The following is a 16,712-nucleotide window of genomic DNA, read 5'->3' as shown; positions in this document are numbered from 1 at the left end:
GTGGTACTCCAATACACCCTGGCTCCTAGAGGCTGACCTGACGCAATGCCAACTGCACGTCGTCAATTGAACTCGCCGCCCGATACAGAGGCTTGCCATCGATTCAGCGAGGCTTGGACGTCTTCTTTGCTCGTGGCGAACGCACTGTAGCGGTCGTAGAGCTAACGGTGACCATCAGCTGCTCGCTCAAGGTTTGGGCTCGGGCCTGTGCCGCCGCCGCTTGCTCGCGAACAGCTGCCAGTTCGCTCTGCGCGCCCAGCAATTGTCGTTGCAGGCCTTGGTATCGTTCGGCCGCTTCGTCGCCCGCCTGACGGGTAACATCCAACTGGTCAAGCAGAGCCTGGACTTGAGCGTGGGCGGTGGCTCGCTGTTCGCGCGCCTCGGCCAGTTCTGTCTGGGCTGACAGCAAGGATTGTTGCAAGACCTGCAGACGGCCATTGGCTTCCTTGAGCTGCCCCCCTAGCGTTTTGCTCTCCTCTCGGGCTCGATCGATCTCGCGGTACGCCCGGTTCTCGACATCGCGGGTGTAGCGCTGCTGCTGCTCACGCGCCTGCTCAGCCTGCTGACGCGAATCCTGCAGTTGCTGCCGGGCTTCCACCAGTTGTTGGCGCGCTTCGTCGCACTGATCGAGCAGTTCCTCGCGTTGCTGGCGCAGATCGTCGATCTGCGCCAGGCGCTGGACCAGCAACTGTTCCAGATCGCTTAGCCGGGTCTCGGCGCCCTGCCGCGCCGCGAGTGCCTCGGCCGTTTGTTGGCGGGCCTGGGCGGCTTCGAGCCGTGCCCGTGCGTCCAACACGGCCAGTTCCTCGCGTTCTTCGGCGAGCACCTGACGCTGGCCCGCGAGTGACTGCTCAGCAACGCCCTGGGCGAGCAGGGTCGCCTGCTGCCAGATGGCGACAAAGGCTTGCGCCACCTCCGCCGGCAGCCCGGGCAGACGGGTCTCGCCGCGCAGGCGTCCAGCCAGCTGTTCCCACCACTGATCGAGCAGCGCACCGACCCGCGCTGGGCTGCCGCGGCCCAGCTCCAGGCGCACGCGCTCCACCGTCGGCCGCTCGCCCCGCGCCAATACTGCATCGGCGGCAGCAAATACGTCGTTTTCCGGCACCCCTACTGCCACGGCTCATCTCCGACTATATTAGGTCTGATAATGAAAGATTATCCGACCTTATTTGGCCAGTATTGGAATTATAATACGTTGGACGTAATAGATATTACAGATCAGTTGCCACTGGTCGACGAAATGCCGCTGGATCCGCATGCCCTGGCCCTTAATGCCCAGGAGGCTGCAGCAGCGTTCATCGCCGCCGGCACCGCCGCGAATACCGTGCGCAGTTATCGCAGCGCCCTTGCCTACTGGTCGGCCTGGCTGCAATTGCGCTACGGCCAGGCACTGGGTGATGCTCCGCTGCCGCCGACCGTAGCGGTGCAATTCGTCGTCGACCACCTGGCCCGTCCACTGGCGGACGGCAACAGGGCCCACCTGCTACCGCCGTCAGTCGACGCTGCGCTGGTGGCGGCGCGGGTCAAAGCCAAGCCCGGACCATTGGCGTACAACACCGTCAGCCACCGCCTGGCGGTGCTCGGCAAATGGCACCGGCTCAACGCCTGGAACAGCCCGACCGAAGCCCCAGCACTGAAGACCCTGCTGCGCGACGCGCGCAAGGCGCAATCGCGCCAAGGGATAACCGTGCGCAAAAAGACCGCAGTGGTGGTCGAGCCGCTACAAGCACTGCTGGCCACCTGCACCGACGGCGTGCGCGGCGTACGTGATCGCGCCCTACTCCTGCTGGCCTGGAGTGGTGGCGGCCGTCGGCGCTCGGAGGTGGTGGGGTTGCAGATCGGCGATATACGAAAACTGGATGCTGACACCTGGCTGTACGCCTTGGGGGCTACCAAGACCGACACCGGCGGCGTGCGCCGCGAGAAGCCGTTGCGCGGACCTGCAGCGCAGGCCCTCACCACCTGGCTGGCGGCTGCACCAGCCGAATCTGGACCGCTGTTCCGGCGGCTGCACAAGGGTGGCAAGGTGGGCGCCACGGGACTGTCGGCCGACCAGGTCGCACGCATCGTTCAACGCCGAGCCCAACTCGCAGGCCTTGAGGGGGATTGGGCGGCGCACAGTTTGAGGTCTGGGTTTGTCACCGAAGCTGGGCGTCAGGGAGTGCCACTCGGTGAGGTCATGGCTATGACCGAACATCGCAGCGTCAGCACAGTGATGGGTTACTTTCAGGCGGGCTCGTTGCTGGGCAGTCGGGCCACTCAACTCCTCGGGCCAACACAGATAGCGAGCGAAGCTGCGCTAGAGCAAACGGCAGGATCAACAGTCTTCTGCGAACCAACCATGACAAGCACAGGAGACTAGCCAGCATCTGAGACATAGACCGCGCTTAAGTGCGTAGCCATAGCCCGACGGCATCAAGCTCTTTCCACTTGGCTAGGTACACCGTTTTGCGTCTCGCATACTAGTTTTCCCTGACCTGCCAAACAATGCTTAAGGCAATACGCTCAGCCGCTCTTCTCACAAAAACTGACTCACTTTTCTTCATTCCTTCAACAAATGGTTTAACTCGGAGCAGCAGCAGCGGAGGTAATTCGATAAATATTTTTACAGCCTCTTCAACTTCAGTATCATCAAGCAAATTTACTCCGTACTGCCCCAGCTCAACTAAGCCGCAGCGACGTACAAATGCATGCAAATATAACTGATCTGAATATTTCTGGACTACTTCTTGCCGTATCACTCCAATCACTACTCCGATCAAAATTAGAGCTGTCATTCTCGAAAAAGTGTTGGGATCCTCGCAACCAGCTATTCTTGCTTCAGCGCCATCGGGGTATGAATTCCTGGAGAGCCCGCGCTGGAAACCACGTGCAATTCCGTCCAGCCCCTTGGCCAGAGTTCTTGGATACAAAAAACATGAGAATAGAAATCTAACCAAAGACAAAAAACGACAACTCGGTATAGGCGACCTCAATCCCGGCAGGTGAAGATTTTTTGTTGCATGCGCCAAGTTTACATAATTCTGCACCCTAAAGGCGGATCTGATCATTAATGCATTAATAGAATGGTATTGCGTTTGATTGAGGTGATTCCTGGACAACGCTGTAACAGGGGGATAATTTAACTCAGAGGAAAAAGCGCTCCATGGTTTATCTGGACCAATTTTTGATTGCGTCGGCATCGTGCTCAATAGCTTGCGATGCGTACTACAAATTGGCTGATGAAGGCTACACCAGCATCTACGCCAGTATGGCAAACCGCCGCCCGCTATATCCTCTCGAAAACAGTCCAGGCAATATGCAAGTCTGTTCTTCCATGGGAAGCACCAGTTTACTTGATAGCTGAAGAACCTCTGAATCAAACTCAAGTCAAATTGAGCTTTATCAGCTATTAGATCAACCAACGCCACCGGCACGTCATAGTCAGGGTCTTTTGAAAATAAAAACCATTCTTCATGGATACTCAAACTTCCGTTATGCTCCACACGATAGACCCAGGATGAAAGGCATTCATCAATCTGGGGTCTAGGCAGGCCATTAATTTTCACAATCTAATACCCCCAGGGGGATGTGATCGTCTTATTCAGTAATTCAGGAGTAATTTTCTCCTCACCTGTTCTAATGGCGTAGCATGCAGTACTTCTTATTAACTTTACAACATCGTCCATTCTCCCGAGAGTGCTGGACAGCAATAACCCAACAATTTCCTCCCTATCCAGGCCTGACGAGTACTTCAGTGGCAACATCTCTTCAAGCCCCGCAAGAAACGATCTGAAGCCCTCGGTTTCACTCCAGTCAGTAAGCTGAAACTTAATAAACCTCCTACTAAGCTGTTTATCTGCTGCAAGTGCGTTCCCTGCTGAGTTAGTGCCGAAGCCAACTACAGACAAGCCAAAAGGTGCATTAGACAAGCCTTTCAATAGAGAAAGATGTTTCCCTTGCTCTAATCGGGGAACAAGCATTGCGTCATGCAACTCGTCAATAACTATCCCCCTTATATTACGCAACCTTATCACTTCCTCAAGCTCGACCATCAACGAATCAGATTTACGACCAACACCTCTCGTCGACTTACAAGGGACCCCTAATGCATCCGCTATCAACTCATTAAACTTATAACCGTAAGGATTGACATTCAACGCAACATAAATCAATTTTTCTTTAAATCGGCTTTCCCGCTTTAGCTGATTGATAATACTTGTCTTACCTGTGCCACCCTCACCGCAGACAATCATACAGGGCGCTTGGGATCTTCTCGGAAGCTCACAGAAATTATTGACGATGTCAGAAATTTTTGCAGCCAAAGGATAGTCCACCCAAACCTTATCGTTCTGAATTTCTTTAATTCGGCACTCATCGCTCAACGCCAGTAGCTTTCGAGTTGATGACAAAAGATGCAGGCCAACAGTCGTCATTTATTTACCCTTCTAAAGGGCTCTGATTTTTTCGAGTAATCCGGCCGTTCGTTTTTTACTGTACTCTTCTCCGCTTTAGGCGCGGACCCGGCAGCGTTTCTAACCCCATGATATGCATTGAATGCTGCAACTTTACGCCTCTCCTTTTTCGTAAGCTTTACACTCTCACGCACAAGTTGTTCATTTTCTTCTACTACTCCAATCAAGGAGGGAGTCGTCAGCGCCCCATTTCTAGCACGCCGGTTTCTTAAACGAATATCTTCTAGGGTGCAGTCCTCTAACGTTTGATCTGAAAAAGTAAGGGGCTCATATTCATTATTAAGTCCTGCCCAGATAGTTTTCATGGAAAACGGGTCATACTTTATCGTCACATCGTTATGTCCAACATATAGTCGCAGAGTTGGACTCCAATACTTGCACTGGTATAACGACACACCATCAGGTCGAATTGTTCTCCGTTCCTCGGGCATAAAATCCATTCGAAGATCCATTGGACGTGCCACCATAGGGGGGTGACGCGGCCCTTCCTCATGATTTGCGAAATACCTATTCCATACCTCTGAGGGCGAACACCCTAAAGCTCTATGGACACGTCCATGGTAGATGGCAACCTCCCCTGCGAACCATCTACAAAACTCCCTGAAGGTTAACGAAGCTTCTTTCTCACTATTTACACCTTTCCTTTGGACAGTGTTAGACATCGTTGAGCCGGGTAAAAAATGTATATATTCATTCATCATAGTCCCAATCAAACGCTCAATATGCCCGCCGTAGTGCTTCCTTCCAAGAGGCCTCCATTTAGGTTCGATATCATTTCTTGCGCAAGCTTTCTGGAACCCGGTGGTCTTGAACTCCTTAGCGTTATCCATATGAATAATTTTGAACTTTCCATAATATGGGTACTCTGCAGGCAATCGTCCTAGTTGCTCCATGAATGCTTTCTTGGGCAAAATAGCATGAGATATAGCGCATGCTACAGAAAGTGACGAGGGGGCGTGCAGAGCCAAATAATACCCGAGCATTACACGGGTATTCTTTTCGAGAACCACTGTTAGCCAAGGCCGCCCTATTGGCCGCCTGTCTTTTTCATCAACCACAATCACATCAACCTTGGTGTGATCCATTTGAACAAACTCTAATGGCGCATGCGTAATTAACTTTCCCGGCCGGGCTTGGTATTTTTGTTGCGCAGCCTCATGCCCATATTTCTTTTTATAAAGTTCAACCTGATCAAAACTCTTTACTCTCGCAGCCACCGTATTTATAGATGGAGCTTTTTTCCCAGTGCCAATGCATAACTGCTCAACTTTACGCCACACTCGAGCGATTGTCGCAGACTTCCCTTCATAGCTGGTTTTTATTGCTGACGCAATAAACCCTTCGACTTCTTCATCGATCTTTAACACGCCTGGTGCTGGACCTCGCTTTAGTCTTATTAGTGAGTACAGACCTGCATCTTTGTCATACATTCTCAGAAGCCTGTAGAACATTCCATTAGATACACCAAGACGACAACATGCTTCAGACCTGCCAATCTGTTTACTTCGATATTGCCCTATGACTTCAAAGCGAATTCTTGCAATTTCTAGTTCTCCAAAGTCGTCAGTCAAAGACCTGGCTTGAGCGGCAATCGGCACTACTATTTCTTTATCAGGGTCATACCCCGGATCTATATACTCAATATTCTCAATATCAAAAGTCTTCTTTTTTCGCGACTTGCTAATCTCTACTTCAACTAATGAGCCAGGCAAGCATTTTGTAATTACAGCTAAAGCCCCCCCTGCAACCACCAATAGACCTGGCTTCACTTCTATGCTTTTCATCTCGCCGCCCACAAGCGAAAATATAAATAGGACAATAGCGTTGGCTTCTTTTTACAAGCTGTCAACCTGACCACCAACTAGTCAACCGCAGACAGTACTTGCCCCCCCATTATGAATCAATAACTTACGGGCAGCGATAACGCGACAACTGCAGAATTACTCCATAGTCAGCTGACGAATGGTGGAATTTCAGCAAGCGTTTAAGAAAAACAGCATCAACAAACTTCAGTGAAAGGCTCTTCGCGACTAAAGGCAGGTAGAGAGAAGTGACTAAAATTCAGCATTCAAAGGGTGTAAATCAGTGATTGACAATGTGAGTTTTTCCACCTTTCAGCTGCAGCCTTGTCGAATTCTATATAAAAATCAGAAACTTGAATTAATTTCACTTTACTTCTGACGCTCACATCAGATTTGGAGCTAGGCCCAGGCCTCGATCACTCTCCTGCAGCTCGTGCCTGCACCTCAACGATGTAATCCAGGACGAACGGATCCTGAGAACCTTGCTCCCTGTAATAGCCAATCTGGCGTTTTACGGCTGGTTTTGCCGACGCTTTTCAAATGTTGGTGAGCCGCGGCCAACGCTACAGAGTCGAGTTTGTAGGTCTCGCCGGATGTACCTTGATGTTGGTCAGGCACGGAAATAAAGCTCTTGAGCAGGATTTCCATACCAATCGCCGCATTGACCTGGGCAACGTGCGGTAGGTTCTGCGCGTCCAGAACCTCAGAAGCTTTCAGGTAATTATGAGCGCTTTGAAGCATCCAGCTTGGAAAATGACCCATTGCATACTCCTTTGAATGGCCGCCGCAGATGGCTAGAGCCCTTGATTTACGGGGCCTTTTACTGATTACACGTGTGCTTGAAAGGTACCGCACATGCTTGGAAGATGGGGCTTCGCTATTACCCCAGCGATCATTGCCTTCCAAGTCCAGATGAATTCCTCTGGCAGTGGTTTATCGCCACAACACACATCAATAGAGTATCCAGACAGGGCATGCTTCCGACTCCGTCCTGGTTGATGGCGCGCCACATCCTGGCGCTGCCCCCCTCCCCGATCCCGGATGTTGCCGGGTGTTTGGAGCTCTGCAATGAAAACTCGTACTTTCCTTGTCACCGGTGCCAGCAAAGGCATCGGACGTGCGCTCGCGAACCAATTGTCCCAAGCGGGCCACCATGTAGTCGGCATCGCTCGCAACAGCAACGATCCACACTTTCCCGGCACCCTTATTTCCCTAGATCTGGGCGACCGGGCGCAGACCGAAAGAACGTTGGCGGGGCTCGTTTCTCGTTATGACTTCGATGGTTTGATCAATAACGTTGGCCTGGTACACCCGCAGGCATTGGGCGATATACAGCTCGATGACTTTGATGAGGTCATGCGGATCAATCTGCATAGCGCCTTGCAGGCAACGCAAGCACTGCTACCGGGTATGCGCAATCGCGGTTGGGGAAGGATCGTCAACATCTCCAGCCTGACCATTCTGGGAATCCCACATCGCACCGCCTATGCCGCGGCAAAAGCCGCGCTGGTCAGCTTCACGCGGTCCTGGGCATTGGAGTTGGCAACCACCGGGATCACCGTCAACGCCGTTGCTCCAGGCCCCACGGAAACCGAATTGTTCCGCGCCGGCAATCCGCTGGGCAGCGACGGTGAAGCGCGTTACCTGGCGAGCGTTCCCATGGGCAGGCTCGGTCAGCCGGATGAAGTCGCGGCGGCCATCACCTTCCTGTTATCGGAACAGAGCGGCTTTATCACTGGCCAGACATTGTTTGTCGATGGCGGAGCGTCCGTTGGCAAATCGATGTGCTGATACAACAGCGCCGTGCCCTGCGTCGCCCTTGCTGGTCTGCTCAGCGATTACCTGAAGTCGTCCGCACGATCGAGGTCCCGTGTTGCGGTCTGCTGGCAGTGATCAGCTCTGCAAATGACATCGCACGCGCTGCTGCTCATTCTCCAGCAAGGCCTGGGGCTTTTCGCAGCCAGCGGTGCACAGGCCGCAACGTTCGCGGAAGAAGCAGCCACTCGGTAGCCGACGGTTCCCTGGCAATTCGGTAGGCGCCGCAACGTGTTCGGCATGCAGCGGCACGCCTAGTCGTGGTACCGCCTCGAGCAACAAGCGGGTATAGGGATGGCGTGGCTGATCGAGAACCTGGGCTGCGCTGCCAAGTTCAACGATTTGCCCCAGGTACATCACCGCTACCCGGTTTGCCATATGGCGGACTACTGAGACGTTGTGGGAAATCAGGATATAAGTCAGGTTGCGAGCGCTTTGTAACTCCACCAGAAGGTTAAGGATCTGTGCCTGAACCGAAATATCCAGCGCCGATGTCGGCTCGTCCAGGACAATAATATCCGGGTCTGATGAGAGGGCTCGGGCAATGGCAATCCGCTGTCGCTGACCACCGGAAAACTGGTGGGGAAAGCGGTCCAGGTATTCCGGGCGGATGCCGACTTGGGCCGCGACCCGGGCCGCCACATCGCGCATCTGCGCACGGGAGGCGTGACCTCGGGCGTATAACGGCTCGGTGATGATTTTCCAGACAGGCAAGCGCGGATCAAGCGAAGACTGTGGGTCCTGGAAAACAATTTGAACGTTGCTGCTGCCCTCGCCGCCGCTGCGACTGGCCCAGTTCAGCTCGCCGCTGCTGGGCGGCACCAAGCCCATCAATAGCTGCGCCAATGTGCTTTTGCCACAGCCTGACTCGCCCACTATTCCGAGGGTTTCTCCCGCCCGTACCTGAAGGTCAATGCCGTTCAGAGCGTGGGCATATCCCCGCGGTCGACCGAGCCAATCATTACTGATGGGGAAACGGACGCGAACATTGTCAAGTTGGAGAATCGTGGGTGCCATTTGGGTGGTGGTATGAATGACGGCATTGTTCATCACGAAAGCTCCTTGACCGGTAACCAGCACGCACTTTTACGTTGCTCATTACCATTAATGCTGTTGAGGTTCGGGCGTTTGCTACAAACCGGCATGACGTAGGGGCAACGCTCCTGAAAGGTGCAGCCCACAGGCAAAGACGCCAGGTTTGGCACTTGACCGGGGATGGTCAGCAGCGGCTGACCCGGCTCGACCATTTCCGGAAGGCCACTGAGTAACCCTTGCGTATAGGGATGTTGCGGGTTGCCCATCACTTCGACGGTACCGCCCTCTTCAACCACCGCGCCGGTATACATCACATACACCCGGTCGCAGAACTGCGAAACCAAGGCCATGTCATGGGTAATGAGCAGAATGGCGGTGCCCCGTTGCCGGGCTTTTTCCCTCAGCAGCAACAGCACCTGGCGTTGCACGGTAACGTCGAGGGCGGTGGTCGGCTCGTCGGCGATCAGCAGTTGCGGCTCACAGGAGAACGCCAGCGCGATCATCACCCGTTGCCGCATGCCTCCGGACAGCTCGAAAGGGTAACTCTCCAATACTTGCTCCGGGCTGGCGATGTGCATGTCACGCAACAATGCAATTGCCTTGAGACGGGCTTGGGCCGCGCTGATCTTTTGGTGATGGATGATCACGTCGAGCATTTGCCGACCGATGCGCCGAGTCGGGTTCAGGGCCGTCATCGGCTCCTGGAAAATCATCGCGGCATCGCGCCCACGCATCTGTAGCAGCTCCTTTTCAGGAGCCGCCAGCATGTCGCGACCGAGCATGCTCAAGCTGCCGGCGGTGATCCGATAACTGCGCTCTGGCAGCAATCGCATACTGAGCATCGCCGTGACCGACTTGCCCGACCCCGACTCGCCTACCACGCCGACGATTTCGCCGGGATTGACGTGCAACGACACGCCGTTCAGGGCCTTGACGTTATTTTTGTAAGCCGGGAATTCCAGGCTCAGGTTATCGATGGCCAGTACTGGACTCGAAGTGTGCATGGTCATTTCCCCTGTTGCCGTGGATCGAGCAGATCGCGCACGCCATCGCCCAGCAGGTTGAAGCCGGTGGCTGTGATCAGAATCGCCAGGCCCGGAAAGGTCGAGTACCACCAGTTATCCAGGATGTAGTTACGCCCGGTAGCGACCATCGCGCCCCACTCGGCCGTGGGCTGTTGTGCCCCCAGGCCGATAAAGCCCAGGGCCGAGGCCATGAGGATCGCACTGCCGATATCCAGGCTCAGTTGCACCAGTAGTGGAGGCATCGCGTTGCGTGCCACGTGCCAGTGCACCACGTGCCAGCGTCCAGCCCCGAAGGTCTGGGCGGCCTTGACGTACCCCATCTGCCGGATGCTCAAGGCTTGGCCACGGGCCAGCCGCACATAGGACGGAATTCGCACGAGGGTAATCGCCAGCATGGCGTTGAACAGGCTCGCGCCCAACGCCGCCGCCAGGGCCATAATCAGTACCAGCGACGGCACCGACAGCATGATGTCCATCAGGCGCATGATTAACGCGTCGAAACGACCACCGACCACTCCCGAAAAACATCCCAGCAACCCGCCAATGAAACAGGATGCAAAAGCCACGAACAGGCCGACGCCCACCGACTGTTGGCTACCGAACAGCACGCGGCTGAACAGGTCGCGGCCGACTTCGTCGGTGCCGAACCAGTGGTCGCTGGACGGTGGCGCCAGGCGTTCGGCGAGGTTCAGGGCGTTGGGATCGTGGCTGGCGAGCCAAGGGGCGAAGATCATGCACAGCAACACGATAGAAGTGATCGTCAGGCCCGCCATGGTCAGCGGGCTTCGGCGGATCTGGTAGGCCAGGTAAGCGGTTTTTTCGCTCCAGCGCGGGCGGCGCGCTGCCGTCAGGGTTACGGACATTTCAGTTCACCTCGCCGATGCGTGGATCGATCACGCGGTACAAAAGATCGATGGCCATGTTCAACAGCACGTAGATGAACGAAACCAGAATGGCGAAGCCCATCACCGCGGGGAAGTCCAGCGATTGGATCGACTTGACGACATAGGCGCCCATGCCAGGCCAGGCAAATACTGTTTCGGTCAGCACTGCGCCATACAGCAAATCACCCAGGGTCAACCCGAGGACGGTCACCGAAGGAATCAGGGCGTTGGGCAGTGCGTGGCGCAGGATCACGGTCCATCGGGACAGGCCATAGGCGCGTGCGGTGCGGATATAGTCCTCACCCAGTTGATCAAGCATGGCTGAACGAATCTGTCGTGCGACGACACCCAAGGTCACGAACCCCAGCGTTGCAGCGGGAAGAATCAGGTGCGCCACAGCATCGAGAAACAGTCGGCCATCACCGGCGAGCAGCGAGTCGATCAGATAAAAACCGGTGATTGCCGGTGGCGGCGCCAGCCCTTCGGACAACCGGCCACCACCCGGTAGCCAGCCAAGGTGACCGTAGAACAGAACGATTGCACCAAGACCGAGCCAAAAGGCCGGCGTGGAAATTCCAGTGACCGCAAGGGTACGGGCGATCTGGTCAATGACCCGGTTGTGATAAACCGCTGACAGCACGCCAAGCGGGATGCCGACCAGAACCGCCAGTACCAGCGCTACCAGCGCCAGTTCCAGGGTTGCCGGGAAGAACGCTTGCAAGTCTTCCAGCACGGGACGACTGGTGCGTATCGAGGTGCCCAGGTCTCCGTGCAGCAGGTCCATCAGATAACGACCGTATTGTTGATACAGCGGCAGGTCCAATCCCAGCTGATGACGGATGCCGGCCACCAAGGCATCGCTGGCACGGTCGCCAGCGATCAGTCGGGCAGGATCGCCCGGAATCAAGTGCGAAATTGCAAAGGTAATCAGCGAAACACCGAACACGACCAACAACAGGCCGAGCAGACGCTTGCGCAACAAAGTCAGGAAGGCCATTTGGCACCTCAGTAACACGAGCGACGAGAGTCAGAAGCCGCGCCAGCCGCGAACAGTTGGCGCGAGGAAGCGGGTTTACTTGCTCATACTGCCCAGGTTGAACACCTGTTCGAGCATGGGGTTGAACAGGTAGCCCTTGACCGAGTCACGCATCGGCAGCGTGTAGCTCTTCTGATAGAGGTAGGCGTAAACGCTGTCCTTGAGCACCACCTTCTGCGCGCTCTGGTACAGCTCGACGCGCTTGGCGGTATCGCTGGTAGCGGCTGCTTCGCGGATCAGTTTGTCGACTTCCGGGTTGCTGTAGAACGAGCGGTTGCCTTGCAGGCCTTGCATCTTGGAGTCGAACCAAAAGTTCATGAACATGTACGGGTCCGCGAAGTCCGGGCTCCAGGCCCCGGCAGCGATGTCGTAGTCCGCCTGGCCGACGCGCTCACGCAATGTCGCGTTGGCGAGTTTTTCCAGCTTGAGGTTGATGCCCAGTGGCGCCAATGCGGCTTGCAGAGTCAGGCCGATCGGTTCCCAGTTGGGATCCTTGTCCGAATACATGTAGCTGAGGTTGGTGATTTTCTGCGGTGCCTTGGCGAGGCTGTCCTTGGCGGCTGCCATGTCCTGCCTCATCGGCGACAGCGAGCTGTCATAAGCCCACATGCCGTCCGGGATCGGCCCGTTCATCAGCTTGGCTTTGTCCTTGAGGATGCCTTTGACTATGCCGTTGTAATCCACGGCTTCGGTTATCGCACGACGGGCATCGACGCTGGTCAGCGGACCCTTTTTGTTGTTCAGGTACAGGTAGGTCACCCGCAACGACGGGAAATCCTTGACCACGACGCCCGGCTTGCTGGCGAGAGCGCCAAGCTGGTCTTCGGGCATGTCTTCGATGATGTCCAGGTCACCGCGTTCCAACTGCAGGCGGCGCACGGAGGGCTCACCGATGATCTTGATGACCACGGTTTTCAGCGCTGGTTTGGGGCCGGCGAAATAGGTGTTTGGCTCCATGGTCAACGACTGGCCTTTTTGCCAGTTGCTCAGGCGGAAAGGACCGGAGCCCGCGGTGTGGCTCGACAGCCAGGCGTTTACGTCCGGACTCTTGTTGACCACATCGGGGTTGATGATCGAAGCACCGTTGTGGGCCAGGGTAAACAGGAACGGCGCGAAAGGCGTTTTCAGGGTGAAGCGGACGGTCTGCGGATCGACGACCGCCACTACCATGTCCTCCGGGAATGCGCCGGAAGGCCCTTGCTTGAGGGTCATCAAGCGATCAAAGGAAAACTTTACCGCTGTGGCATCTACCGGGGCACCGTCATCGAATTTATTGCCCGGTTTGATTTTGAACTCCCAGACCAGGCTGTCTGGGGAAACGGTCCAGCTCTCGGCCAGGTCGCCCTGCACTTCAGTGCTGCTTTTATCACCCTCGACCTTGTAGCCGACCAAGCGTTGATACGACGGATAGGTGATGGTCCAGTCGTTGTTATCAAAGGTCACGGCCGGGTCGAGGGTCTGCGGATCGGCGGGTTTGCCGATGACCAGCGTGTCCTGGGGTACAGCCGCCGCAGCAGCTTGCCAGGCACCGAGGCTCAATGCACTGCACAAAACGCTCAGCAGCAGTTTGCTGGCGCCGGGAAAGGTTTTGCTGGTCACGGTGTTCATTGGGTTCATGCCGGTTTCCTTGATCATTCGATAGGGAAGTAGGTCAGGTTTTTTATAAAAGCTATAACCGGGCAGTTGCAGGTGAAACGTAAGTGATGCTGGTTTGTTGTTATCAGCCGCATTGAAAGTGGGCTGTGCAGTGTGCTTTTCGAAAACTCTGTGGTTTTTTCGGGGGCGGTGTTGCGGTTCGATTGGCTTGTAAAACCCGTGGCTTACTCGTCCTCCAGCAATGGGTAATCGTCGGCGTTCGGTAGTTCGTAATGCCACCACTCGGTGGGAATTGCCTGGAAACCAGCATCCAGCATGATCCCCAGCAGCAGCAGACGATTGCGTTGCACGTCTGCTGGCAAGTCGGGGTAGAACTGATGGGACTTTTCTTCCATCGCGTCGAATGCGGTGCCCATGTCCAGTGGCTCACCATCGGCGCCCACCAAGGTCAGATCCACCGCCACCCCACGGCTATGGTGGGAGCCCAAGTGCGGGTCACGCACGTAGTCGTTGTCTGGTAGCGCTTCCCACAACAGGTACTGGGCATAGGGTGGCCGGTAGGCGTCGTAAATGCGCAGGACAAACCCGGCCTGGCGCGCGAGCTGGCTAGCTTTTTCCAGGCAAGTTGCAGCCTGACGGTGCAACCTGCAACGAGCATTCGGATAGATCACTTTTCCAGCCAGATTTTCTGCGCCGGCGTAGATCAGGTCGATTTGCACCTGATAGCGCTGGGCATCAATCTCTACAAGTGGGCTGTTGTTCACGCAAACACTCCAATGGGATTCGGTGGGGCGATGGGATCAGCTTTCGAACTGACCGAAAGCTTTTTGCAATTGACGGTTCTTGGCCAAGCGCTCATCGAGGCGATCGCCGTATTTCTCCGCGACGGCCGACACGATGAGATTTAACAGGCAGGCCAAGGGTGCAAGGGAGTCCCAGAACTGCCCGACATCGGTTTTCAGTTGCAAGAGGTCAAGCGGGTAATCCCTGGCCCAGGGGCACTGCAGGTCTGTGATCAGGGCCAGTGGCAGGTCGTTGTCTACCGCCGCGTCGCAGAAGGTCTGGGTCACGCTGGAATAAGCACGGAAGTCCGAAATGATTGCGTAGGGATTGGCGAAGCCGGAGTTCAGGGTTTCTGCGTAGATTCCTGACAGGCCATCGACGTAGTAGACCTTGGGCCGAATGTATTCAAGGTGGCTATGAAACGCTGTGAGAATCCCGCGAGTGGACTGGATTCCGAGGATGAATACGGCATCAGCTTCGTAGATGCGCTGCACGATATCGGCAAAGGCACTGCTGCGCGCTAGACCGTACACGTGCCGGATGGCCTCGATTTCGCGACTCATGGAACGATCGAGAGCGTCTTCCTGATTGCTTTCGGCACGAAAGGCACCGATGCGGTCGGTAATCAGCCACGAGGTGGGCGTTTCACCGCGCAGGCTCTGTTTGACTTCATCAATGTTCTGGTAGCCAAGGGAGCGAAAAAAGCGCCCCACGGAAATCCCTGTGGTGGAGGTCCGCTGCGCGATGCTATCGGCCGACTCGAACGGAAGCTGTTCCGGGTTACCCAACAGATAGCTGGCGATGCGCTTGCCGGTAGGGGTCAGGCTGGAGAACTCCTGCTCCAGCAACTGTAGGAAGCTGTTCTTTTCCGTAGGCATGTCAGAGCCCCTGAGCACAGATTGTTATTAGCTTGTCATTAATTTATGTAATGTTAAAAACATAACATGCGTTTTCGAGACAACACAATGCCTTTTTTCAGCAGGCACCCTAGGGCGCTATCAGGCAAGTGGATCTGCACCGTTTCGGCTCACGTCAAAGGGTGACTCGGCGACCCGGAGCCAGATCGGGGGCTTCTTGCGATTAGTGGGCGTTCAGCCGGACAGCTGCTTTGCATGAGTCTAGAAACGCTGGTGCTCCTCTGGAAGCACGAGCAAGACGCCCGTATCGGCGTTCTTGACCTCGAGGTCTTCGAGGCAGGTTTGAATGGAGTCCACTGCCATCAGCAGCTTGTTGAGCTAAGGCGATGCCGTTGAAGCTACTGCGCTTACGCCTAGTACGCGGCACATGCTGGTTACGCGGAACTGATCCAAGTGCGCTTGCATGAATGCGGACTTCGCCCTCACCTCTTGGCAAAAGTACGCGGCGGCCTTTTTTAGGCTGCTGGTCGAGGCCCACCTGCACATCAAGGCACTGAAGGTGGGCTTTGGGTAACCGCAGGCCAAGCGTGAGGCGGTCGCCAGGATGGTCAAGTAGTCTACCGACAGAGCTCTTTGTATTGATTCACGTTGGAAACTGCAGAGCTTAGTGCTGTTGTTTTGTATTGATAGTAGCGGATTGCATCTGCCTGAGCGGGTCCAACATTACCGAAATATTCTTCCCAAGCGTTACTCTTAGTTAGCAAGTCAGAGAGCATGGTGCTTAGGTCGTTTGCCGTCCAAACTGTCTTGTAGCCTTTAATCTCGCCAGGGGCTGGATGGATATGTTTGACATACTTATCCACCGAGTACCCATACTCGTCGCCCTTTTTATGCTCGTAAGCCATAAATACCGTATACACTGTCCCGACTGACTGCTTGTACCAAGGGATAACGACAAAGTGATGAACCGCTGACCCCGTAATAAGAAAGTGCCAAACAGCTGTCTGCGAGTGATCACCACGAAATAAAAGTGCCTGTTCGATTTGGTACTTCATGCTCGCATTGTTTTCAATGACATCATTTCCAACATCATCTTGCACCTTCCCGTAAACAGCGCAGCTCATTTGAGCTGGCACACCAGGACAATTCTTCAATCCCATGAGTGTTGTGTTGTTGTTTATAGCCCTGATCAGATCTTCCCCTGTCATGTCTCTTGGCTCCTGCCCGGATATTTAACACGTATTTGGAAATAATTAAGATCACTGTCCTTGGTGAATATAGCTTCGATCCGCCCTTTATCAAATTCATCCAGTGGGTGAAGAAAGATGTCAATGGTGATCAGTGTCGTGCCATTTTTCTAAAACTAAACGTTCTTAAGAGCCACAATAAAAAAGGTGTCGGCCTACGGCTGATGCGCACTTGGCA

The 16,712-nt window shown here is 55.0% G+C and carries 15 protein-coding genes; 2 read left to right on the top strand and 13 right to left on the bottom strand.

The window, feature by feature from the left end:
• Positions 1–103 precede the first annotated feature (103 nt).
• Positions 104–1,117: a DNA-binding protein gene (locus C4K27_RS15775; protein WP_053261170.1), complete on the bottom strand. Its 1,014-nt coding sequence runs from the start codon at positions 1,115–1,117 to the stop codon at positions 104–106.
• A 78-nt stretch (positions 1,118–1,195) separates the two neighbouring features.
• Here C4K27_RS15775 and C4K27_RS15770 point away from each other — a divergent pair, with 78 nt between their 5' ends.
• Positions 1,196–2,362: a site-specific integrase gene (locus C4K27_RS15770; protein WP_173613349.1), complete on the top strand. Its 1,167-nt coding sequence runs from the start codon at positions 1,196–1,198 to the stop codon at positions 2,360–2,362.
• A 100-nt stretch (positions 2,363–2,462) separates the two neighbouring features.
• Here the strand turns inward: C4K27_RS15770 and C4K27_RS15765 are convergent, their stop codons facing one another.
• The 4 genes from C4K27_RS15765 to C4K27_RS15750 form a co-directional block, all read right to left on the bottom strand.
• A complete protein-coding gene (locus C4K27_RS15765; protein ID WP_125738041.1) occupies positions 2,463–3,548 on the bottom strand; it encodes a TniQ family protein in 1,086 nt (361 codons plus the stop codon).
• A gap of 3 nt (positions 3,549–3,551) precedes the next feature.
• Positions 3,552–4,415 (bottom strand): TniB family NTP-binding protein, encoded by an 864-nt coding sequence (locus C4K27_RS15760; protein ID WP_238437348.1) that lies wholly within the window; start codon positions 4,413–4,415, stop codon positions 3,552–3,554.
• Positions 4,412–6,238: a TnsB C-terminal domain-containing protein gene (locus tag C4K27_RS15755; RefSeq protein ID WP_125738039.1), complete on the bottom strand. Its 1,827-nt coding sequence runs from the start codon at positions 6,236–6,238 to the stop codon at positions 4,412–4,414. The genes C4K27_RS15760 and C4K27_RS15755 overlap by 4 nt, the downstream gene beginning before the upstream one ends.
• Before the next feature lie 462 nt (positions 6,239–6,700).
• On the bottom strand, positions 6,701–7,018 hold the full coding sequence (locus C4K27_RS15750) for a hypothetical protein (protein ID WP_238437347.1): 318 nt from the start codon (positions 7,016–7,018) through the stop codon (positions 6,701–6,703).
• Between the two features lie 306 nt (positions 7,019–7,324).
• Here C4K27_RS15750 and C4K27_RS15745 point away from each other — a divergent pair, with 306 nt between their 5' ends.
• The gene (locus C4K27_RS15745; protein WP_053261168.1) at positions 7,325–8,047 is read left to right on the top strand and encodes an SDR family oxidoreductase; all 723 of its coding nucleotides are present in this window, start codon (positions 7,325–7,327) and stop codon (positions 8,045–8,047) included.
• 102 nt (positions 8,048–8,149) lie between these two features.
• Here the strand turns inward: C4K27_RS15745 and C4K27_RS15740 are convergent, their stop codons facing one another.
• The 8 genes from C4K27_RS15740 to C4K27_RS15705 form a co-directional block, all read right to left on the bottom strand.
• On the bottom strand, positions 8,150–9,121 hold the full coding sequence (locus C4K27_RS15740) for an ABC transporter ATP-binding protein (RefSeq protein WP_053261167.1): 972 nt from the start codon (positions 9,119–9,121) through the stop codon (positions 8,150–8,152).
• Positions 9,121–10,110 (bottom strand): ABC transporter ATP-binding protein, encoded by a 990-nt coding sequence (locus C4K27_RS15735; protein WP_053261590.1) that lies wholly within the window; start codon positions 10,108–10,110, stop codon positions 9,121–9,123. Before C4K27_RS15735 ends, C4K27_RS15740 begins: the two co-directional genes overlap by 1 nt.
• 2 nt (positions 10,111–10,112) lie before the next feature.
• Complete coding sequence (gene ddpC / locus C4K27_RS15730) at positions 10,113–10,994, bottom strand: D,D-dipeptide ABC transporter permease (protein ID WP_053261166.1); 882 nt, start codon at positions 10,992–10,994, stop codon at positions 10,113–10,115.
• Between the two features lies 1 nt (position 10,995).
• Positions 10,996–12,012, bottom strand: a complete 1,017-nt coding sequence (locus C4K27_RS15725) for an ABC transporter permease (protein ID WP_053261165.1) — start codon at positions 12,010–12,012, stop codon at positions 10,996–10,998.
• Between the two features lie 75 nt (positions 12,013–12,087).
• The gene (locus C4K27_RS15720; RefSeq protein ID WP_053261164.1) at positions 12,088–13,668 is read right to left on the bottom strand and encodes an ABC transporter substrate-binding protein; all 1,581 of its coding nucleotides are present in this window, start codon (positions 13,666–13,668) and stop codon (positions 12,088–12,090) included.
• Positions 13,669–13,871: 203 nt separating this feature from the next.
• The gene (gene ddpX, locus C4K27_RS15715) at positions 13,872–14,411 is read right to left on the bottom strand and encodes a D-alanyl-D-alanine dipeptidase (protein WP_053261163.1); all 540 of its coding nucleotides are present in this window, start codon (positions 14,409–14,411) and stop codon (positions 13,872–13,874) included.
• 36 nt (positions 14,412–14,447) lie between these two features.
• On the bottom strand, positions 14,448–15,308 hold the full coding sequence (locus C4K27_RS15710) for a MurR/RpiR family transcriptional regulator (protein WP_053261162.1): 861 nt from the start codon (positions 15,306–15,308) through the stop codon (positions 14,448–14,450).
• A 596-nt stretch (positions 15,309–15,904) separates the two neighbouring features.
• Complete coding sequence (locus C4K27_RS15705; RefSeq protein ID WP_053261161.1) at positions 15,905–16,495, bottom strand: hypothetical protein; 591 nt, start codon at positions 16,493–16,495, stop codon at positions 15,905–15,907.
• Positions 16,496–16,712: the final 217 nt, after the last annotated feature.

This window comes from Pseudomonas chlororaphis subsp. chlororaphis (genome assembly GCF_003945765.1).
GTDB lineage: Bacteria > Pseudomonadota > Gammaproteobacteria > Pseudomonadales > Pseudomonadaceae > Aquipseudomonas > Aquipseudomonas chlororaphis.
This window is presented reverse-complemented; position numbering and strand designations above follow the sequence as displayed.